This window comes from Qipengyuania sp. SS22, assembly GCF_025736935.1.
In the GTDB taxonomy this organism is placed as follows: Bacteria; Pseudomonadota; Alphaproteobacteria; order Sphingomonadales; family Sphingomonadaceae; genus Qipengyuania.
Genome location: NZ_CP107048.1, coordinates 894,326 through 914,203 on the forward strand (window position 1 = coordinate 894,326; position 19,878 = coordinate 914,203).

Consider the following 19,878-nt stretch of genomic DNA (forward strand, 5'->3'; position numbering starts at 1 on the left):
GTTCGGCCACGGGGAGACACGATGAGGACTGCCATTCACGGAGCGGCGGTTCTCGTCGCAACCGCCCTTTCGGTTCCGCTGGCGGCGCAGGATAGCGCCGACGATCGCCTCGCGGCGGTCGCGGATAGCTATTACGATTATCAGCTCGAGCAATACGGGCTGACCGAAAGCGCCAATGGCAGCACCGAGCGCGGTGCCAGCCTGTGGTCGGTCACGCCTGAAGCGCAGCGCGCCCGCGCGGCACGATATGCGGCGTACCTTGCAGAACTGGAGGCGATCGATCGGTCCGCGCTAGGGGCCAAGGGGCGGACCAACGCGCTAGTGCTGCGCACTTTGCTCGAGGCCGAAATCGGCGATGCGCGCTTTGCCGAATGGGAAATGCCCTTCGACAGCGACAGCAATTTCTGGTCCTACCTGACCCCGCGCGGCGGCTTCACCACGGCCGAAGAATATCACAACTACATTGGCCGGATGCGCGATATCCCGCGTTATTTCGCCGAGCAGACCGCCAATGCGCGGGCCGGTCTGGCGCGCGGGTTCTCGGTTCCGCGGGTGACGCTGGAAGGACGCGATGTGTCGATCGCATCCTATGTCGTCGACGATCCCGAGCAGAGCCCCTTCTGGACGCCTTTCGCCGACATGCCGCGCAGCATTCCCGCGGACGAGCAGGAGCGGCTGCGCGAAGCCGGGCGCAGGGCGATCGCGGAGCAGGTAACGCCCGCCTATGCCCAATGGCTCGCCTTCTTCCGCGAGGAATATCTGCCCAACACGCGCACGACCCTTGGCGCGAGCGAGTTCCCCGATGGCGCTGCCTATTATGCGCAGCAGATCCGCCAATATACGACGCTGGACCTTACCGCCGAGCAGATCCACCGGATCGGCCTCGACGAAGTCGCGCGGATCACTGCCGAAATGGAGCAGGTGAAAGACGAGGCAGCCTTCGACGGCACGCTCGCCGAATTCGTCACCTTCCTGCGCACCGATCCGCAATTCGTGGCGCGCAGCGGCGATGAGCTGATGGGAGTCAGCTCCTATGTCGCCAAGCGCGTCGATGGAAAACTTGCCGATTATTTCGGCTTCCTGCCGCGCCACCGCTTCACCATCCGCCCGGTCGATCCGGCGATCGCGCCGTTCTACACTGCAGGGCGCGGCGGGCTCGATGCGTGCCAGATGAACACTTACGATCTGCCGTCGCGGCCGCTCTACAACATCCCCGCGCTGACGCTGCACGAATGCGCGCCCGGACACAGTTTCCAGGGAGCGGTGGCGCTGGAGCAGGAGGAAGCTCCGCGGTTCCGCCGCCAGACCTACTTCTCCGGCTTCGGCGAGGGGTGGGGGCTCTATGTCGAATATCTCGGCGAAGAGATGGGCATCTACCGCACGCCCTATGAAAAGTTCGGGCGGCTGTCCTACGAGATGTGGCGCGCGGCGCGGTTGGTGATCGACACCGGCATCCACCAATATGGCTGGAGCCGCGAACAGGCGGTCGCTTACCTGTCGAGCCATACCGCCCTGTCGGACCGCGAGGTCGGTACCGAGATCGATCGCTATATAAGCTGGCCGGGCCAGGCGCTGGCCTACAAGCTCGGCGAGATGACCATCCGCCGCGTCCGCGCAAAGGCCGAAAAGGAACTCGATGAAGACTTCGACATCCGCAAGTTCCACGATGTCGTTCTTGCGCTCGGTTCGGTGCCGCTGCCGGCGCTCGAGGCGCGGATCGACGCCTTTATTGCTGATGGCGGGCAGGGTCTTCCGGGAGTGACCTACGACTGAGGAACGGCGAGGCCGCTCGTCCGTATGTGATCCTACAGGGACGCAAACGGAGAGATACCATGAACACCAAGCTGTTACTCGCACCCGCGCTACTCGCCTCGAGCCTCGGTCTGGGCGCCTGCGCGCAGAATTACGCGGTCGAGGGCGCAGCTGCCGGCGCCGCTGCCGGTGCCGGGCTGAGCGCATTGCTGGGCGAAGACCTCGAAACCTATGCGCTAGCCGGTGCCGCGATCGGCGGTGTGATCGGTTATGTCAGCGACAAGGACGACGATTGCGACGGCTATTACGGCGATGGCCGCTATGTCGACGACGACTGCCGCGATGACGATCGCTATGCCCGCTACTGGCGCTGACCGCCTGACTGGATGAACATCTGACCGAACGAATAAGGGCCGTCCCGCATGGGGCGGCCCTTTTCGTATTGGGTGCCCGCAGGGCCTAGCGCCCGGCGCCCGGAAATCGCACGAGCAATTCGTAGGCCGACGCATCCGCAACGCCCGCGACCCTCACGCCATTACGCAGCCAAAAGGCGTGCTTCACGATCTCGGCCTGCTGCTCGATACCATAGCGTTCGAGCTGCCAGCCCGGCTTGAGCGCATAATCATAGCGCGCCCATGGCATCCGCCGGGTGAGCAGGTACCAGTCGCCCTTTGTTTGGACTTGCCAGACATGCACCAATTCGTGGATCAGCAACCCCTGGCGCAGCACATGCGTGGTGGAGAAATCTTCGCAATAGGCGTCGCCGCGAGGGTGGAAATGCAGATGTCCGCGCGGGGCCATGGTGATCCGGCGGGGCTGGAAGGGAAACCACTTCCGCCGCCGGATCGTCACCTTGGCATAATCGATCGCGTGCCCGAAAACCGAGCGAGCGAGGGCGATCTCGCCCGCCGTCAGCGGACGTTCCCCTCCCGCGGGGCAGGATGGCGCGACCGCTTCGTCATGGGCTGCGACCCCCAGCCTGTCGCGCGCATCACTCAGCGTTCGTCACCCGCGCCGCGGATTTCCACCGGGAAGCTCTTCTGCTTGCCGCCAACCACGGTCAGCGTCATCTCGGTTGTGTCGCCCGCCGCGATTGCCGGATCGAGATCGAACACCATGACGTGGTAGCCGCCGGGCTCGAAGGTCTCTTCATCGCCCGCATTCACCAGCACCTGGCCGACGCTGTCCATCATCATCTCGCCATCCATCTGCATCGACGCGTGCAGTTCTGCACGGCCGGCGCCTTCGACATCGGCGCGGCGGATCGCATAATTGCGCTCGCCCGTATTGGCGACGGTGAAATAGATCGCGCCCGGATTGCCCGACACCGCCGGCAGCATCAGCCGCGCGTCGCTCAGTTCCAGTGCGATCTCGTCGACCGCGGGTGCCGCCGCTTCGTCGGCGCCGCCCGAACAGCTTGCCAGTGTAACCGTAGCCAATGCCAGTGCTGCTGGCGCGAAATGCGTGAATTTCATGGATTTGATCCCCTCTTGGTCCTGCGCAAAAACTAGCGCGCGCTCTCCCTTGTGCCAAGAAAAACCGCACCTATATCACGCGGGTAACACACCACCGGATAGAGCCGCCAACCGGTTCCGCCAGCTTTGGGGAACCCAAAGTGCGGTGTCCAACGACTTGAAACAGATGGGGAAACCATGAGCAAAGTTATCGGTATCGACCTCGGCACCACCAACAGCTGTGTCGCCTTGATGGACGGCGGCAAGCCCAAGGTCATTGAGAATTCGGAAGGCGCGCGGACCACACCCTCGATCGTCGCCTTCACCAAGGACAGCGAACGTCTGATCGGTCAGCCGGCCAAGCGCCAGGCAGTCACCAATCCGGACAACACGCTGTTCGCGATCAAACGCCTGATCGGTCGCCGGTTCGACGACCCGCTGACCAAGAAGGACATGGGCCTGGTTCCCTACGACATCGTCAAGGGCAAGAATGGCGATGCGTGGGTCGAAGCCGGCGGCGAAGACTATTCGCCCAGCCAGGTGTCGGCCTTCATCCTGCAGAAGATGAAGGAAACCGCCGAAAGCTATCTTGGCGAAACCGTCACCCAGGCGGTCATTACCGTTCCCGCATATTTCAACGACGCGCAGCGCCAGGCGACCAAGGACGCCGGCCAGATCGCGGGTCTCGAAGTGCTGCGTATCATCAACGAACCGACCGCCGCGGCGCTGGCCTATGGCATGGACAAGGAAGACGGCAAGACCATCGCCGTTTACGACCTTGGCGGCGGTACCTTCGACGTTTCGGTCCTCGAAATCGGTGACGGCGTGTTCGAAGTGAAGTCGACCAATGGCGACACCTTCCTGGGCGGCGAAGATTTCGACAGCACGATCGTCGAATATCTCGCGGACGAGTTCAAGAAGAAGGAGAACATGGATCTCCGGACCGACAAGCTCGCGCTGCAGCGCCTCAAGGAAGCCGCCGAAAAGGCCAAGATCGAACTGTCGAGCTCGGCCTCGACCGAAGTCAACCTGCCCTTCATCACCGCGCGTATGGAAGGCGGCAGCTCGACCCCGCTGCACCTGGTCGAAACGCTCAGCCGCTCGAAGCTCGAACAGCTTGTCGGCGATCTGATCAAGCGCACGCTCGAACCGTGCAAGAAGGCGCTGAGCGATGCCGGTGTCTCGAAGGACGAGATCGACGAAGTGATCCTCGTCGGCGGCATGACCCGCATGCCCAAGGTGCGCGAAGTCGTCGAAGAATTCTTCGGTTCGAAGCCGCACACCGGCGTGAACCCCGATGAAGTCGTTGCCATGGGTGCCGCAATCCAGGCCGGCGTGCTGCAGGGCGACGTCAAGGACGTGCTGCTGCTTGACGTGACCCCGCTGTCGCTGGGGATCGAAACGCTGGGCGGCATCATGACCAAGATGATCGATCGCAACACGACGATCCCGACCAAGAAGACGCAGACCTATTCGACCGCCGAGGACAATCAGAACGCGGTGACGATCCGGGTTTTCCAGGGCGAACGCGAAATGGCCGCGGACAACAAGATGCTCGGCCAGTTCGACCTGGTCGGTATCCCGGCTGCCCCGCGCGGCGTGCCGCAGATCGAGGTCACCTTTGACATCGACGCCAACGGCATCGTCAACGTCAGTGCCAAGGACAAGGGCACCGGCAAGGAACAGCAGATCCGCATCCAGGCATCGGGCGGCCTGTCCGATGACGACATCGACCAGATGGTCCAGGATGCCGAGAAGTTCGCCGACGAGGACAAGAAGCGCCGCGAAGGCGCCGAGGCCCGCAACCAGGCCGACAGCCTCGTCCACGCCACCGAGAAGCAGCTCGAAGAGCATGGCGACAAGATCGACGCTTCGCTGAAGAGCGAAGTCGAAGAGAAGGTCGGCGCGCTCAAGACCGCGCTCGAAGGCGATGACGCTGCCGACATCAACGCCAAGGCCCAGGATCTGTCGCAAAGCGCGATGAAGATGGGCCAGTCGATCTACGAGCAGGAGCAGGCGAATGCCGCCGACGCGCCTGCCGGAGATGCCGAGGCAGCGGATAGCGCGGCCGAGGACGACGTGGTCGACGCCGAATTCTCCGAAGTCGACGAAGACGCGAAGAACTGATCGGACGATGAAAAACCAGTCGCCACCGGTGCCCCGGCGCACCGGTGGCGATTAGTCATTGGGAAGCCATGTCGACTACCGAAACCGAATTATACGAATTGCTCGGAGTGAGCCGCGATGCCGACGGGGCGACGATCAAGTCGGCCTATCGCAAGCTCGCGATGAAGCATCACCCCGATCGCAACCCTGGCTGCACCGAGAGCGAAGGCAAGTTCAAGGCGCTCAGTGCCGCCTATGAAGTGCTCAAGGACCCGCAGAAGCGCGCTGCCTACGACCGCTTCGGCCATGCCGCCTTCCAGCAGGGCGGACCCGGTGGCGGCCACCCCGGCGCCGATTTCGGCGATATCGGGGACATTTTCGAAACCATCTTCGGCAGCGCCTTTGGCGGCGGCGGTGGGCGCGCACGTCCGCGCCGCGGTGCCGATCTGCGCTACGATATGCAGATCGACCTCGAGGAAGCCTTCCACGGCAAATCGACCGAAATCGAGATTGAAGTCTCGCAGAATTGCGAAACCTGTCACGGCACCGGGGCAACGCCCGGAACGCAAGCGCGCACCTGCAATTTGTGCCACGGGAGCGGCCATGTCCGCGCCAAGCAGGGGTTCTTCGTCGTCGAACGCCCGTGCCCCAATTGCCACGGCAGCGGCCAGGTCATCAGCTCGCCCTGTCGCGATTGTCGTGGCGAGGGCCGCGTCGACAAGGTCCAGTCGCTCGAAGTGGAAATCCCACCCGGTGTCGATACCGGGACCCGCATCCGTTTGTCGGGCAAAGGCGAGGCCGGACCACGCGGCGCGCCTCCGGGCGATCTCTATATTTTCCTCCATGTGAAGCCGCATGAAATCTTCCAGCGCGAGGGCACCACGCTCGCCACGCGCGTACCGATCAGCTTCACTGCGGCTGCACTTGGCGGGTCGATCGATATTCCCAACCTCGATGGCGAGGATGTGACGATCGAAATTCCGGCCGGTATCCAGTCGGGCAAGCAATTACGCCATCGCGGTGCGGGCATGCCCGTGCTGCAAGGCCGCGGGCGCGGTGATTTGGTGGTCGAGATCGCAGTGGAAACACCGACCAAGCTCAGCAAAGAACAGCGCGCGCTGCTCGAACAGTTCCGCGAGCTGGAGACCGGCGACGAATGTCCCGAAAGCCGCGGCTTCTTCAACAAGCTCAAGGATGTGATCGGCGGGTGATTGCCAAGTAGGGCCGCGCTGGCGATAAGCGCGATCCATGCTGCCTTCGCTGACGATCATCGACGATTTCCTGTCCGACCCTTGGGCTGCGCGCCGCGCTGCGCTGGCGCTCGACTATGCACAGCCGGGAACGGGCGGAAATTATCCGGGCCGCGATTCAACCAGTGCACTCCCGATGGACGGCATCAACGCCTCGGTCTCGCGGCATCTCGGCCTCGCGCTCATGGGAGCGGACAGCACCGAGCACGGCCACTGCCGGATGACGCTGAAAGCGGACAAGGGTCGCAGCGGGGTGCATATCGATCCCGCATTCTATTCGGGCATCCTCTACCTCTCGCGCCCCGAAGATTGCGCCAGGCCGGGGGCGGGCGGGACCGACTTCTTCCGCCACAAACGGACCGGTCTCGAACGCGTGCCCGCCAATGCCGCCGAACTCGCAGCGTCGGGATATGACGATCTCGACACGCTGATCGGCGATGTCGTCAACAAGGATACTACACAACCGGGCAAATGGGAGCGCGTGATGCGCGTTCCAATGCGCTTCAACCGGCTCGTGCTTTTTTCACCCTGGCAGTTCCACAATTCCGCGCCTGGCTTCGGCGCCGATACCGAAAGCGCGCGGCTGGTGATGTTGCTCTTCTTCGGCCGGGCCCAGGACTAGGGCATCCGCTCGACAAGCTCGGCGCGGATTTCGTCGATCAGGCGCTGCGTACACCGCTGCGCCATTTGCTCCTCGTCGAGGATCGCGTGGAAGGCCTCCCGCTTGAAGTGGCGGCAGGTCTCGGCGGAAAAGGGCTTCTCCAATGTCGAGCAGACCAGGTCGATCATGCGCTCCGCCCCATGCAGGCGCCCCCACAGATAATCGTTCTCGCGATAGGCGCGGCTGAAGAAGGCACCGAAATTGTAGAACTCGACCCCGCGCAGCGTGGCCGGCGTTCCGCCTTCGCGGATGCTGCGCGCATCGTCGGGGCTGATCCGATCGACCTTGACCGGGTCGAATTCGGTAAGTCCCTCGTTGCGCAGCAGCGGCAGTGTCGCGACATCGTAAAACGGAAAGCCGAGATAGCTCAGCAGCATCCGGCGGCGCAGGTTCTTGGGCATCTGCTCAAGCGCTGCGGCGAGCATTTCCTCGGCGCGATCGTCGAGGCCGGGCAGCAGGCGCTTCGCCTCGATCATGTCAAGCAGCGCTCCGGGCTCGCGCATCACGCCCTCGGCCACCGGCACGAAATCCGTGCCCAGAGCGGCAACGCCTTCGCGTTCGAAATAGAGCGCGAGAACCTGGTAAACCGTGTCACGCCCCTGTTCGAGCGCTTCGTCGGAAATGTCGGGATCGGCCTCCCAGTCGCGCGCAAGCCGCCGCGCGAGCAGTCGCAGCCGGCGGATGCGGAAGCCGATATCGTGTTCGCGGAAGAAGGCGATCGCTTCGGGCGATGCACCGCCCGAGGGCGCCGCCAGCGTGTTCAGCCCGCGCCGGATCAACTCCTCGCGCAGCACCGCTTCGATCGGGGCGGGATCGTCGAACCCCAGCTTGGGCGCAGCGGCCAACGCCAACCGCGCGAGGCGGCTGACGATGCCGGTGAACTTCGCCTGCGCGTACGCATGGAAGGCATAGCCAGCACGTTCTGCCGCGGCCTGCTGTGCCTTTTGCCGCCACGCCTTGAGCCGGGCCGGGGTAGGCCGGTCGAGAAACAGGGTACGCCCGAACAGGCGATCGACCGCGACATCAACTTCGGGGCGCAGCGCAGAGACCATGCGACTGAGCCGTTCCGCCTCGCGGCTTTGTTCTTCGAGCTGTTCCAGATTGTCGCGGATCGGCTGTTCGCGCGGCAGCGTAGAAAGCGACCCGAAGATCGCGGAGAAGAAGCCGACCGGTTCGCGCTTGCTCGCATCGTCGCCATAGCGGTCGGGGCGCGGATCGACATAGAGGAAACGGCGGTCGACTTCGCGTTGCGCGGGGCGTTCCTGCAAGGCGGCGATGGCCCCGGCGAAAGGCTTGTTGACCAGCACCGACCCGTCGATAAGCGACACGTTATCAATTGTTTCCCGCGCAACATGGACCGGCATGATCCGTTCGAGAAACGCTTCCCGTTCCGGCCACCTGCGCTCGGTGAGGTCGGACAATTGGTCAATTTCCTCGATCCGCAGCGGCGGGAAGGCGCCCGGGAAGCTGGCTGTTGCGCGGGCGGCGAACACCAGCTCGAGCGGATTGGCGATATCGATTCCGCCGGCCATCGGCGTGCGCGTCCGGAAGGAGATCGGCATCCGGTGCTCGGTATCCTCGACCACCGGCGGGCTGTGCAGCCGCAGCAGTTCGAGATAGCCATGGAAATCGGTCGCGGTAACATAAAGGTCGAGCGGATGACCGGGCGGCAGCAGCGGCGCTTCCACCGGACTGGCCGCCATGGCCGAAAAGGCGCGTTCGAGCATGCGCGAGAAGCCGAGCCCCGAGAACGGCGGTTCAAACCACCGGCCGCGAATCAGGTGCGAAACCTTGCGCTCGACCTCGGCCTGCGTTTCGGGGGCCACCGCATCGGCCAGATTGCTGCCGGGTCGGCTGAGCAGCCAGGTGGCAAAGGGCTGTGCCCACATCTTCGAAAACCGCCATTTGAGCCGCGCCGCCGGGTCGACCAGTTCGTCGACATCGGCCAGTTCGAGCCACAGGTCGGTCAGCGGTTCGAGCGACTGGCCCGAATGGACCGCCTGCGCGAGGAACACGGCGTTGATCCCGCCCGCGCTCGCCCCGCTCATGATATCGGGCAGCACGCGCAAGCGCAGGTCATGTTCGTCGGCAATCCGTTCGAGCAGCGCGCGATAGACCGCTTCCACACCGCTGCGAGCGGGCCCGTTAGCGTGGAAATCACGACTGGCGCGGGCAAGCTGCCACAGCTCGCGCGTCACGCCATGCATATAGATGGCCAAGCTCACCCCGCCGTAGCAGACCAGCGCTATCCGCAATTCCTTTTGACGCATCGCCGTCCTCATGACGGGATAAACCGACAAAGGCAATTGCGTTCGCGAAATGTTCCAGTTAGCAAGCGCGCATGGCGAAACCCAAGAAACGCTATGTCTGCCAAGCCTGTGGCGGCGTGTCCCATCGTTGGCAGGGCCAGTGTCCCGATTGCGCAGAATGGAACACGCTGGCGGAGGATGCTCCGGCGACGGTGTTCTCGATGAAGCACGATCTGTCGAGCGGGGGGCGCGCAGTCGAATTCGTCGAACTCGACAAGCCCGGCGTGCTGCCTACGCGGCAGCCTACCGGCCTCGCCGAATTCGACCGGGCGCTGGGTGGCGGGCTGGTCCCGGGATCGGCGATCCTGCTGGGCGGCGATCCGGGCATCGGCAAATCCACGCTGCTGCTACAGGCAGCCGCAAAGATCGCGCGCGAAGGGCACGGTGTCGTTTATGTCAGCGGCGAGGAAGCCGCCGGGCAAATCCGCATGCGCGCCGCGCGGCTCGGCCTGTCGGACGCGCCGGTCAAGCTCGCCGCCGCGACCGGGGTGCGCGATATCCTGACCACGCTGGGTTCGATGGACGCGCCCAAACTGCTGGTGATCGATTCGATCCAGACGATGCATTCGGACACGATCGAGGGCGCGCCCGGCACGGTCAGCCAGGTGCGCGGCTGCGCTTTCGAACTGATCCGCTATGCCAAGGAAAACGGGGTCGGGCTGGTGCTGGTCGGGCATGTGACCAAGGACGGCAGCATCGCCGGTCCGCGCGTGCTCGAACACATGGTCGATGTGGTGATGAGCTTCGAGGGCGAACGCAGCCACCAGTACCGCATCCTGCGCGCGCTCAAGAACCGCTTCGGCGCGGTCGACGAGATCGGCGTCTTCGCGATGGCGGGGGAAGGGTTGGAAGAAGTCGACAACCCTTCGATGCTGTTCCTTTCGGGCCGCGACGAGCCGATGGCCGGCAGCGCGGTGTTCCCCGCGATCGAGGGTACGCGCCCGGTGCTGGTGGAAATCCAGGCGCTGATCGTCCGGCTACAGTCGGGCGCGACACCGCGCCGCGCGGTCGTCGGATGGGACAGCGGCCGGCTTGCCATGCTGCTCGCCGTGCTCGAATCGCGCTGCGGGCTCAATTTCTCTTCGGCGGAGGTCTATCTCAATGTCGCGGGCGGTTATCGCCTGTCCGATCCCGCAGCCGACCTCGCGGTGGCCGCGGCGCTGGTCAGCGCGATGGCCGACAAGCCGCTGCCGCCGCGCAGCGTGTGGCTGGGTGAAGTTTCGCTCGCCGGGGAAATCCGCCCGGTCGCGCATGGCGGGCTGCGCCTGCGCGAAGCCGCCAAGCTCGGCTTCGACCGCGGCTTCGGACCCGCCGATGTGAAGGGCGGGTCGGAGGCGCTGACCTATGACGGCTTGGGACAATTGGCCAATCTCGTTGACCGGATAATCGGGAATTCATAAGTCCCGGTTCATGGAAAAGAAATGACGGGTTTCGATTACATTGTCCTGCTGATCGTCGGCATCGCAGCCGTGGGCGGTTTCCTGCGCGGGTTCTTGCAGGAAGTGCTCTCGCTCGCCGCGTGGGTGCTGGCCGCTTTTGCGATCCGCTTCCTACATACGCCGCTGACGGCGGCGCTGCAGGATCACATCGGCCCGCACATCACCACCTCGCTGCTGTCGTTTACGCTGCTGCTGTTGATCCCCTATGCCGCGATGAAGGTCATCGCCAACAATGTCGGGACCGCTTCGCGCGGCTCGGTGCTGGGCCCGGTCGACCGTGTCCTCGGCTTCGGTTTCGGCGCGCTCAAGGGCATGGTCATCGTAGTGATCGCCTTTTCGCTGCTGGTGCTCGGCTATGACACGGTGTGGGGCTTCAAGGGACGGCCCAACTGGATCACCACTGCGCGCAGCTACGAACTGGTCGATGCCAGCTCGCGCGCGCTGGTCGAAGTCCTGGCCGACCGCCGCGCCATCCTGCGTGAACAGGACACCGCGCCCGAGTGATGGCTACCCCCCGCGCGCCCGCGCTCTATTCGCCCGAGCTGCTTGCACTGGCTGTGGAACTGGCCGATTATCCCTATGACAATGCGGCCATTGCCTGCGGCACCGCCCGCTCGCGCAGCTGTGGGAGCGTGATCGATCTGTCGTCCAGCCAGGATGACCGGCTCGAAACCATCGGGCTCAAGGTCACAGCCTGCGCGGTCGGCCAGGCCTCCACGGCGATTTTCGCGCGCGAGGCCCGCGGCATGGATACGGCGGCAGTTGCGCGGACCCTGCAATCGCTGACCGAATGGCTCGAGGGCGAGGCACCCAGCTCGATCCTGCCGCAGCTCGCGCTGCTCGAGCCCGCCCGTCCGCATCGGGGGCGTCACGACGCGATTCTCTTGCCGTGGAGAGCCGCGCTGGACGCGCTTTCCAAGGCCCCCGACCCCCGCTAGACCCGCGTTCACGCCGAAAACAATCGCGAGGGAGGGAGCGCGACATGCCCGAGGGTGCCGTCACACCGCACAGGGAGCCGTCCGAAAAGGAAATCCGCCTGGTCATCGCCGCGAGCAGCGCGGGGACGATCTTCGAATGGTACGATTTCTTCATCTACGGCACGCTCGCCGCGCTGATCGGCGCAGCCTTCTTCCCGAGCGATAACGAGACGCTGGAAATCCTGCTGGTCTGGGCGGGTTTCGCAGTCGGTTTCGGCTTTCGCCCGCTTGGCGCGATCCTGTTCGGCTTCCTCGGCGACCGGTTGGGGCGCAAATACACCTTCCTCGTCACCGTGACGCTGATGGGGATTGCCACTGCGGGTGTCGGCCTGATCCCGAGCGCAGCAAGCATCGGTATCGCCGCGCCCCTGATCGTGCTCGGCCTGCGCATCCTGCAGGGCCTTGCACTGGGCGGCGAATATGGCGGCGCGGCGATCTATGTCGCCGAGCATGCTCCGCCCGAAAAGCGCGGTTTCTACACCAGCTTCATCCAGGCCAGTGTGGTCGGCGGGTTCGTGCTGTCGATCGCGGTGGTAATCGCCTGCCGCGCGCTGATCCCAGCAGACGATTTCGCGGCATGGGGCTGGCGCATTCCTTTCCTCCTGTCGATCGTGCTGCTGTTCATCTCGCTCTGGATGCGGCTCAAGCTGTCCGAAAGCCCGGTGTTCCAGGCGATGAAGGCCGCGGGGGAAACCTCGGCCAATCCGTTCAAGGAAAGCATGACCTATCCGGGCAATCCCAAGCGCATTTTCGTCGCGCTGTTCGGCATCACCGGTGTGCTAACGACGATCTGGTACACCGCGTTCTTTTCGGGTCTGTCCTTCCTGCGCGGCCCCATGCGGGTGGACGAAGGCGTGGTCGAATGGATGCTGCTGATCGCGGGGACCCTCTCGATGGGGTTCTACGTCGTGGTCGGCAAATGGTCCGACAAGGTCGGACGCAAGAAGCCGATCATCATTGGCGCAATCGCCGCGCTGGCGCTGCTGTTCCCGGTATTCTGGGGGATTGGCGCGCTGGCGAATCCGGGCCTGCAGGACAGCGCGCGGGCTGCCCCTGTCACGATCAGCGGCGCCGCGTGTGAATATGATCCCTTTGCCGAAGTCCAGGCCAGCGCCTGCGGCCGCGCGCTGCAGGATCTGACCGCGCTTGGCGTACCCTATGCCATTACCGAAGGCGCGGGCACCGAACTGGCGATCGGCAGCGCGACCTACGGCTACGAGGCATTGCCCGATGACACCCGCCGCGCGATCATCCAGAGCTGGCTCGAAACCAATGGCTATTCGTTCGAACGCCAGACCCCGCCGCTCGCCAGCATCCTTGGCATCATCGGCCTGCTGCTGGTGCTCGGCCTGTTGTCGGCGCTGACTTATGGCTCGGTTGCGGCGCTTTTGTCGGAGATGTTCCCCGCGCGCATCCGCTACAGCTCGATGTCGATCCCCTATCATATCGGCGCAGGCTATCTCGGCGGGTTCCTGCCACTGATCGCGGGCTATATCGTGGCGATGACCGGCAATGCTTATTCGGGGCTATGGTACACTATGGCCGTGGTCGGCTTCGGCCTGGTCGTTGCCTGGTGGGGCCTGCCCGACGGGCCGCCGCGCGATTTCGAGGATAGCGGGCAGGATCCGCCCGCATCGCCCGTCCTTCCGTGAGCAGCCGATGACCACCCTCCCGCCGCCGACCCTGCGACTGCGTATCGATTGCGATGCCCTGGCGCATAACTGGCGCGCGCTCGACGCGCTTTCGGGCAGCGCGCGCGCCGGCGCGGCGGTCAAGGCCAATTGCTATGGGCTGGGCGTCGATGCCTGCGTGCCGGTGCTGCGCGATGCCGGGTGCCGCGATTTCTTCGTCGCGCATTGGAGCGAGGTTCCCGCCGTGCTGCGCCATGTACCGGCCGAGCAGGTCGCGGTGCTGCATGGCCCGATCGACGCCGAAGAAGCCGCCTATGCGCGGGCGGTCGGGGTAAGACCCGTTATCGACAGCCTGCACCAGGCGCGCCTGTGGATCGAGGGCGGGGGCGGTCCCTGCAATCTGATGATCGATACCGGCATCAACCGCCTCGGCATATCGCCCGCCGACCTGTCCGATCCCGCCATCCAGCAGCTCGAGATCGAAGTGCTGATGAGCCACCTCGCCTGCGCCGACGAGGACAGCGCGATGAATGCGCGCCAGCGGGAGGCTTTCCGCGACTGCCGTTCTGCCGTTCGCCACAAGGACGCCAGCCTCGCCAACAGCGCCGGTATCGCTCTGGGCAGTGACTATGCCTTCGATCTGACCCGCCCCGGCCTGTCGCTCTATGGCGGCATCCCGCGCAGCGAGCTTGCAGGCGATATCCGGCAGGTGGCCTATCCAGAAGCGCAGGTGATCCAGCTACGCCAAATCGATACGGGGGAAACGGTCGGCTATAACGCCACTTTTACCGCCCCCGCCGCCATGCGCGTCGGCGTGGTTTCGCTGGGATATGCCGATGGCATCCTGCGCAGTTGGGCAGGGGCGCATTTCACGCATGGCGAGCGCCAGCTACCGATCCTTGGCAAGGTGTCGATGGACATGATCGTCCTCGACCTGTCCGATGCCCCCGACGTGAGGGAGGGCGAGTGGATCACGCTGCCCTACAATCTCCCCGATGCTGCGCAGCAAACCACTCTTTCGCAATATGAATTGCTGACAATCCTGGGCCACCGCTTCGGCTAATCTGCGCGCTGTGTTGCGTTGCACTTTGTGCACGTGCTAAGGTTCTCGCATTGCACAATTGGGGAGCATGCGAGAATGGCCAAGCGGACCGCCGAGGGCGAACCGATCATCATCAAGAAGTACGCCAACCGGCGGCTCTACAACACCGATACGAGCAGCTACATCACGCTGGACGATCTGGCGAAGATGGTTCGCGAAAATATCGACTTCAACGTCCTCGATGCGAAGTCCGGCGACGATATCACGCATACCATCCTGACGCAGATCATCGTCGAGGAAGAAAGCCACGGCACGCACATGCTGCCGGTCAGCTTCCTGCGCGATCTGATCAGCATGTATGGCAATTCGATGCAGACGATGATGCCGAGCTATCTCGAAGCCAGCATGGCCAATTTGCACCGCAACCGCGAACAGATCCAGTCGGCCTTCGCCAGGGGCATCGAAGCCAATCCTCTCGCGAAAATGGCCGAGGCCAATTTCAAGATGATGCAGAATGCCGCCGAGGCGTTCATTCCTGCCGCGTCGAAGTCCCCCAAGTCCGAACAGTCCGACGATCTTGCCGAGATGCGCGCGCAGATGGCTGACATGCAGAAGAAGCTGGACGAAATGAGCAAATGACGGCATCGGCCCGCGCGCCGCTCCGACCAGCAATTACGGGATATTGACCATGGCCCAGATCCGCCATGCCTTGAACACGCGCCGCGACGATGATTTCGCTGCCTGGTATCAGGACGTTATCAGTTCCGCCGAAATGGCCGAGGAATCGGGCGTGCGCGGATGCATGGTGATCCGTCCCTGGGGCTTCGGCATATGGGAACGGATGCAACGCCTGCTCGACGACCGGATAAAGGCGACGGGTCACGAAAACGCCTATTTCCCGATCTTCATCCCGCTGTCGAATTTCGAGCGCGAGGCCGAGCATGTCGAAGGCTTCGCGAAGGAGATGGCAGTGGTCACGCATCACCGGCTGATCGCGGGCAAGGATGGCGGGCTGATCCCCGATCCCGAAGCCAAGCTGGAAGAGCCGCTGGTAGTCCGTCCGACGTCGGAAACGATCATCGGCGATGCCATGGCGCGCTGGATCCAGAGCTGGCGCGACCTGCCACTGAAGCTCAACCAGTGGGCCAATGTCGTGCGCTGGGAAATGCGCACGCGCATGTTCCTGCGGACCAGCGAATTCCTGTGGCAGGAAGGCCATACCGCGCATGCCGACGAGACCGAGGCGAAGGAGCACACGCTGCGCATGCTCGAAGTCTATCGCGCCTTTGCCGACGAGGATCTCGCGCTGGCGGTGATTTCCGGCGAGAAGCCCGAGAACGAGCGTTTCCCCGGCGCGGTCGAAACCTGGTCGATCGAGGCGATGATGCAGGACGGCAAGGCGCTGCAGGCGGGCACCAGCCACTATCTCGGCACCAATTTCGCGCAGGCGAGCGGAATCAAGTTCCAGAACCGTGAAGGCAGCGAGAGCCTGGCGCATACTACCAGCTGGGGCGTGTCGACGCGCATGGTCGGGGGCGTGATCATGACGCATGGCGACGACGATGGCCTGCGCCTGCCGCCCAAGATCGCGCCGCAGCAAGTGGTGATCCTGCCGATGCTGCGCGACAAGCCCGAAGACGAGGCGCTGATCGCCTATTGCGAGGAACTGCGTGCCAGCCTCGCCAGCCAATCGGTGCTGGGCGAGAAGCTGCGCGTACTGCTCGATACACGTCCGGGCAAGGCGGCGCAGAAGCGCTGGGATTATGTCCGTAAGGGCGCGCCGGTGATCGTCGAGGTGGGCGGACGCGACATGGACAATGGCGTCGTCAGCATGCTGCGCCGCGACCGGTTGTGGGATGCCGAAACCGGCAAGCCCGCCTTCGACAACCCGACGCGCGAAGCGGCAGGGGAGGCCATCCCCGCTATCCTCGCCGACATGCAAGCGGCACTGCTTGCCCAGGCTGCGGAGCGCCGCGATGCGAACATCACCCGCGGGGTCAGCGATTTCGCCGAGGTGGAAAAGCACTTCTCCGCATCGCGTTATCCCGGCTGGGTCGAGGTCCAGTGGTCCAAGCCCACTGGCGCGGCGCTGGAAAAGGTCGTCGAGCGGCTGAAGGAGCACAAGCTCACCATCCGCAACGTGCCCATGGACGCTGCACCGGTCGGCGGCGCGTGCATCTTCACCGGCGAACCCGCGGTCGAGCGCGTGATGCTGGCCAAGGCTTACTGACAGCCTTGGTCCGTCATCCCCGTGCAGGCGGGGATCCAGACAAGCGCTCAATCCGGACAACTCGCTTACGTGTGGTCCCTGCCGATGCAGGGCCACCGCGTGGTGAGTACGTGACACCGGGCCTTGCCATCCCCATATGGCGCGCATGACAAAACAGAACACAAACCGGCGGCATCAAGGGATGCCGTCGAAAGAACAGATACTCGAATTCATCCAGACCTCCGACACGCCTGCGGGCAAGCGCGAAATCGCCAAGGCCTTCGGCCTCAAGGGTCAGGAAAAGATCACGCTGAAAAAGCGTCTCAAGGACATGGCCGAGGAAGGCCTGATCGACGGCAAGCGCACTGCCTATCACCGCATGGGCGGGGTGCCCAAGGTGACCGTGCTCAAGGTCGTCGCGATCGAGGACGGCGAGGCGATTGCCGAACCCGAGAACTGGGCCCCCGACACCAAGGAAAAGCCCCCGCGGCTGGTGGTGCGCGAAACGACCAAGATGGCGGCGCTGAAGCGCGGCGACCGGATCCTTGCGCGCAATGAGGAAACCGATGACGGCTGGCGCGCGACGCCGATGAAGAAGCTGCCCGCGCGCACCGAAGGCATGATGGGCGTCGTCGAATTCGACGGCGCCGGCAAACCATGGCTCGCCCCCGTCGACAAGCGCGTGCGTGAAAGCGCGCCGATCGGCGATCTTGGTGAAGCCGAGAAAGGCGATCTGGTCCTCGCCGAACGGATGGGCAAATCCGCCCGCGCGAAGGTCAAGGTGGTCGAGGTAATCGGCGATCCGCTGGCGCCCAAGGCATTCAGCCTGATCGCCATCGCCAAGCACGGCATTCCGCATGTTTTCTCCAATGAAACCATCGCCGAGGCGGAGCGCGCGGTCGACCTCCCGCTCTCGCCCGAACACCGCGAGGATTTGCGCGATGTGCCGATCGTCGCGATCGATCCCGCCGATGCGCGCGACCATGACGATGCGATCTGGGCCGAACCCGACGGCAAGGGCGGCTACCGCGCGATTATCGCCATTGCCGACGTCAGCTATTACGTGCGTCCGGGCGGCGAACTGGACCGCGAGGCGCGCAAGCGCGGCAATTCGGTCTACTTCCCCGACCGCGTCGTACCCATGCTGCCCGAAGTGCTCAGCGCCGACGTTTGCAGCCTCAAGCAGGATGTCGATCGCGCGGCGATGGCCTGCCACATCCGGATCGACAAGGACGGCAACGTCAGCGACTGGCGCTTCACCCGCGCCATCGTCCGGCTGGCGAAGAACATCGCCTATGAAGATGCGCAGGCCGCGATCGATGGCGGCGATGCTCCCGAATACCTGCAGAACCTGTGGGGCGCGTGGAAGCTGCTGTTCAAGGCGCGGCAGGCACGCGATCCGCTCGATCTCGAGCTGCCCGAACGGCAGGTCCGCCTCAACGACGAGGGCGTGATCGAGGAAATAGCGATCCGCGAACGGCTCGATGCGCACCGCGTGGTCGAGGACTTCATGATCGCCGCCAATGTCGCCGCTGCCAAAGCGCTCGAGGCCAAGGCCGCGCCGGTGGTTTACCGCGTGCACGAACAGCCGAGCCGCGAGAAGCTGCTCGCCTTCCGCGAATATCTCGCCACCCAGGGCAAGAAGTTCGCGCTGGGGCAGGTGATCACGCCGGGGCTGTTCAACCGCATGCTCAAGGATATTTCGGAGCCGGCGGAAAAGGCGCTGATCATGGAAGCGGTGCTGCGCAGCCAGACGCAGGCCTTCTACGGTCCGCAGAACTCGGGGCACTTCGGCCTTTCGCTCGGCAGCTATGCGCATTTCACCTCGCCGATCCGGCGGTATGCCGACCTGCTGGTGCACCGTGCGCTGGTCGATGCCTACAAGCTCGAACAGCCCAAGCCGAAACTCGACCTGCCCGATGGCAGCGGCCTGTCCGACCGCGACAAGACCGCGCTGCACCAGATCACCGATGCCATCAGCCAGACCGAACGCCGCGCTATGGAAGCCGAGCGCGATACGATCGACCGCTATGTCGCGGCATGGCTCTCCGGGCGCGTGGGCGAAACCTTCGACACGCGCATCACCGGGGTGCAGGGCTTCGGTTTCTTCGCCACGATCGACAAGCTGGGCGGCGACGGACTGGTCCCGGTCAGCACGCTGGGGCGCGAATATTTCCGCTATGACGAGGGCGCGCGCAAGCTGATCGGCGAACGCACCGGCACCGAATATGCGGTGGGTGACCGGCTCAAGCTCAAGCTGGCCGAGGCCAATGCGCTGACCGGCGCGCTCAAGTTCGAAGTGCCCGAAAGCGATGGCGCGGGGATCGAGCCGCGCGGCAACCGGGGCCCCGAGAAAAAGCGGACGCACCAGAACAAGGGTCCGAAGAAGGGGCAGGGCGCTCCCCGCCAGTCGCATCCTGCGGGCAAGCGCGGGCGGCCGGGCAACATCCGCCACCAAGGCCGCAAGAAGAAGTAACGGAACAGGCCGGGGGGCCGGACATTGGGTTGGTAAAGGAGCTTTTATGACCCAACTTATTCCCGGCCAGCCCGTCCCCGATCTCGACCTGCCGCTCACCATCGATGCGCGTTTCGAACTGGCGACACAGAAACCCGACGTGTTCACCATGCTGGTGTTCTACCGCGGCAAGCATTGCCCGATCTGCAAGAAGTACCTCACCGAGCTGAGCGGCAAGCTCGATAAGTTCACCGACAAGGGCATCAATGTCTTCGCGATCTCGATGGACAGCCCCGAGCGCGCGGCGGTGAGCCATGAGGAATGGGACACGGGCGATGTCCCGCTGGCGCATTCGCTGAGCGAGGACAAGGCCCGCGAATGGGGCCTCTACATCAGCGAAAAACGCGAAGGCAGCGAAGAGCCCGACGTATTTTCCGAACCCGGGCTGTTCTTGGTCAAGCCCGATGGCACGCTGCATTTCGCCGTGGTCCAGAACGCGCCGTTCACGCGCCCCGATCTCGACGATTTGCTCAGCGGTATAAGCTTCACGCTGGACAAGGATTATCCGACGCGCGGCACGCTGACCTGATCGC

The 19,878-nt window shown here is 64.2% G+C and carries 17 protein-coding genes; 14 read left to right on the forward strand and 3 right to left on the reverse strand.

Annotation, left to right across the window (positions count from 1 at the left end):
- Window positions 1–21 precede the first annotated feature (21 nt).
- The gene (locus N6L26_RS04390) at window positions 22–1,773 is read left to right on the forward strand and encodes a DUF885 domain-containing protein (RefSeq protein ID WP_263606819.1); all 1,752 of its coding nucleotides are present in this window, start codon (window positions 22–24) and stop codon (window positions 1,771–1,773) included.
- Window positions 1,774–1,832: 59 nt separating this feature from the next.
- On the forward strand, window positions 1,833–2,126 hold the full coding sequence (locus N6L26_RS04395) for a YMGG-like glycine zipper-containing protein (RefSeq protein ID WP_050600536.1): 294 nt from the start codon (window positions 1,833–1,835) through the stop codon (window positions 2,124–2,126).
- Window positions 2,127–2,211: 85 nt separating this feature from the next.
- Here N6L26_RS04395 and N6L26_RS04400 read toward each other — a convergent pair whose 3' ends face one another.
- Together N6L26_RS04400 and N6L26_RS04405 are read right to left on the reverse strand one after the other, a co-directional pair.
- Window positions 2,212–2,730 (reverse strand): vgr related protein, encoded by a 519-nt coding sequence (locus N6L26_RS04400; RefSeq protein WP_263607252.1) that lies wholly within the window; start codon window positions 2,728–2,730, stop codon window positions 2,212–2,214.
- Between the two features lie 17 nt (window positions 2,731–2,747).
- Window positions 2,748–3,227 (reverse strand): copper chaperone PCu(A)C, encoded by a 480-nt coding sequence (locus N6L26_RS04405; RefSeq protein ID WP_263606820.1) that lies wholly within the window; start codon window positions 3,225–3,227, stop codon window positions 2,748–2,750.
- A 177-nt stretch (window positions 3,228–3,404) separates the two neighbouring features.
- Here N6L26_RS04405 and dnaK point away from each other — a divergent pair, with 177 nt between their 5' ends.
- The 3 genes from dnaK (at window position 3,405) to N6L26_RS04420 (ending at window position 7,184) form a co-directional block, all read left to right on the forward strand.
- On the forward strand, window positions 3,405–5,333 hold the full coding sequence (gene dnaK, locus N6L26_RS04410) for a molecular chaperone DnaK (protein ID WP_263606821.1): 1,929 nt from the start codon (window positions 3,405–3,407) through the stop codon (window positions 5,331–5,333).
- Between the two features lie 68 nt (window positions 5,334–5,401).
- Window positions 5,402–6,523 carry a molecular chaperone DnaJ gene (dnaJ, locus tag N6L26_RS04415; protein ID WP_263606822.1) on the forward strand — a complete coding sequence of 374 codons (1,122 nt, stop codon included), beginning with the start codon at window positions 5,402–5,404 and terminating at the stop codon, window positions 6,521–6,523.
- A 37-nt stretch (window positions 6,524–6,560) separates the two neighbouring features.
- Entirely contained in the window at window positions 6,561–7,184 is a 624-nt protein-coding gene (locus tag N6L26_RS04420; RefSeq protein WP_263606823.1) for a DUF6445 family protein, read from the forward strand.
- Here the strand turns inward: N6L26_RS04420 and N6L26_RS04425 are convergent.
- Window positions 7,181–9,493, reverse strand: coding sequence for a patatin-like protein (locus N6L26_RS04425; RefSeq protein WP_263606824.1), 2,313 nt, complete (start codon window positions 9,491–9,493; stop codon window positions 7,181–7,183). The two genes, N6L26_RS04420 and N6L26_RS04425, sit on opposite strands and share 4 nt — an antisense overlap.
- A gap of 71 nt (window positions 9,494–9,564) precedes the next feature.
- Between N6L26_RS04425 and radA the strand changes: the two genes are divergently transcribed.
- The 9 genes from radA to N6L26_RS04470 all read left to right on the forward strand — a co-directional run bounded on the left by radA (window position 9,565) and on the right by N6L26_RS04470 (window position 19,874).
- On the forward strand, window positions 9,565–10,932 hold the full coding sequence (gene radA / locus N6L26_RS04430) for a DNA repair protein RadA (protein ID WP_263606825.1): 1,368 nt from the start codon (window positions 9,565–9,567) through the stop codon (window positions 10,930–10,932).
- A gap of 21 nt (window positions 10,933–10,953) precedes the next feature.
- Window positions 10,954–11,475, forward strand: a complete 522-nt coding sequence (locus N6L26_RS04435) for a CvpA family protein (protein WP_263606826.1) — start codon at window positions 10,954–10,956, stop codon at window positions 11,473–11,475.
- The gene (locus tag N6L26_RS04440; protein WP_263606827.1) at window positions 11,475–11,909 is read left to right on the forward strand and encodes an iron-sulfur cluster assembly scaffold protein; all 435 of its coding nucleotides are present in this window, start codon (window positions 11,475–11,477) and stop codon (window positions 11,907–11,909) included. Before N6L26_RS04435 ends, N6L26_RS04440 begins: the two co-directional genes overlap by 1 nt.
- Window positions 11,910–11,953: 44 nt before the next feature.
- Window positions 11,954–13,600: an MFS transporter gene (locus tag N6L26_RS04445; RefSeq protein WP_263606828.1), complete on the forward strand. Its 1,647-nt coding sequence runs from the start codon at window positions 11,954–11,956 to the stop codon at window positions 13,598–13,600.
- A 7-nt stretch (window positions 13,601–13,607) separates the two neighbouring features.
- On the forward strand, window positions 13,608–14,642 hold the full coding sequence (locus N6L26_RS04450) for an alanine racemase (protein WP_263606829.1): 1,035 nt from the start codon (window positions 13,608–13,610) through the stop codon (window positions 14,640–14,642).
- 75 nt (window positions 14,643–14,717) lie between these two features.
- Window positions 14,718–15,260 (forward strand): polyhydroxyalkanoate synthesis repressor PhaR, encoded by a 543-nt coding sequence (gene phaR / locus N6L26_RS04455; RefSeq protein WP_263606830.1) that lies wholly within the window; start codon window positions 14,718–14,720, stop codon window positions 15,258–15,260.
- 49 nt (window positions 15,261–15,309) lie between these two features.
- Entirely contained in the window at window positions 15,310–16,851 is a 1,542-nt protein-coding gene (gene proS / locus N6L26_RS04460; RefSeq protein ID WP_263606831.1) for a proline--tRNA ligase, read from the forward strand.
- Window positions 16,852–17,032: 181 nt separating this feature from the next.
- A complete protein-coding gene (rnr, locus tag N6L26_RS04465) occupies window positions 17,033–19,306 on the forward strand; it encodes a ribonuclease R (RefSeq protein ID WP_263606832.1) in 2,274 nt (757 codons plus the stop codon).
- A gap of 46 nt (window positions 19,307–19,352) precedes the next feature.
- Window positions 19,353–19,874 carry a peroxiredoxin-like family protein gene (locus N6L26_RS04470; RefSeq protein ID WP_263606833.1) on the forward strand — a complete coding sequence of 174 codons (522 nt, stop codon included), beginning with the start codon at window positions 19,353–19,355 and terminating at the stop codon, window positions 19,872–19,874.
- Window positions 19,875–19,878: the final 4 nt, after the last annotated feature.

Coding starts and splice junctions, on each gene's coding strand:
- proS (WP_263606831.1), top strand. CDS start 15,310: ATGGCCCAGATCCGCCATGCCTTGAACACGCGCCGCGACGATGATTTC.
- rnr (WP_263606832.1), top strand. CDS start 17,033: ATGCCGTCGAAAGAACAGATACTCGAATTCATCCAGACCTCCGACACG.
- radA (WP_263606825.1), top strand. CDS start 9,565: ATGGCGAAACCCAAGAAACGCTATGTCTGCCAAGCCTGTGGCGGCGTG.
- N6L26_RS04445 (WP_263606828.1), top strand. CDS start 11,954: ATGCCCGAGGGTGCCGTCACACCGCACAGGGAGCCGTCCGAAAAGGAA.
- dnaJ (WP_263606822.1), top strand. CDS start 5,402: ATGTCGACTACCGAAACCGAATTATACGAATTGCTCGGAGTGAGCCGC.
- N6L26_RS04470 (WP_263606833.1), top strand. CDS start 19,353: ATGACCCAACTTATTCCCGGCCAGCCCGTCCCCGATCTCGACCTGCCG.
- N6L26_RS04440 (WP_263606827.1), top strand. CDS start 11,475: ATGGCTACCCCCCGCGCGCCCGCGCTCTATTCGCCCGAGCTGCTTGCA.
- N6L26_RS04395 (WP_050600536.1), top strand. CDS start 1,833: ATGAACACCAAGCTGTTACTCGCACCCGCGCTACTCGCCTCGAGCCTC.
- N6L26_RS04435 (WP_263606826.1), top strand. CDS start 10,954: ATGACGGGTTTCGATTACATTGTCCTGCTGATCGTCGGCATCGCAGCC.
- N6L26_RS04390 (WP_263606819.1), top strand. CDS start 22: ATGAGGACTGCCATTCACGGAGCGGCGGTTCTCGTCGCAACCGCCCTT.
- N6L26_RS04405 (WP_263606820.1), bottom strand. CDS start 3,227: ATGAAATTCACGCATTTCGCGCCAGCAGCACTGGCATTGGCTACGGTT.
- N6L26_RS04425 (WP_263606824.1), bottom strand. CDS start 9,493: ATGCGTCAAAAGGAATTGCGGATAGCGCTGGTCTGCTACGGCGGGGTG.
- dnaK (WP_263606821.1), top strand. CDS start 3,405: ATGAGCAAAGTTATCGGTATCGACCTCGGCACCACCAACAGCTGTGTC.
- N6L26_RS04450 (WP_263606829.1), top strand. CDS start 13,608: ATGACCACCCTCCCGCCGCCGACCCTGCGACTGCGTATCGATTGCGAT.
- phaR (WP_263606830.1), top strand. CDS start 14,718: ATGGCCAAGCGGACCGCCGAGGGCGAACCGATCATCATCAAGAAGTAC.
- N6L26_RS04420 (WP_263606823.1), top strand. CDS start 6,561: ATGCTGCCTTCGCTGACGATCATCGACGATTTCCTGTCCGACCCTTGG.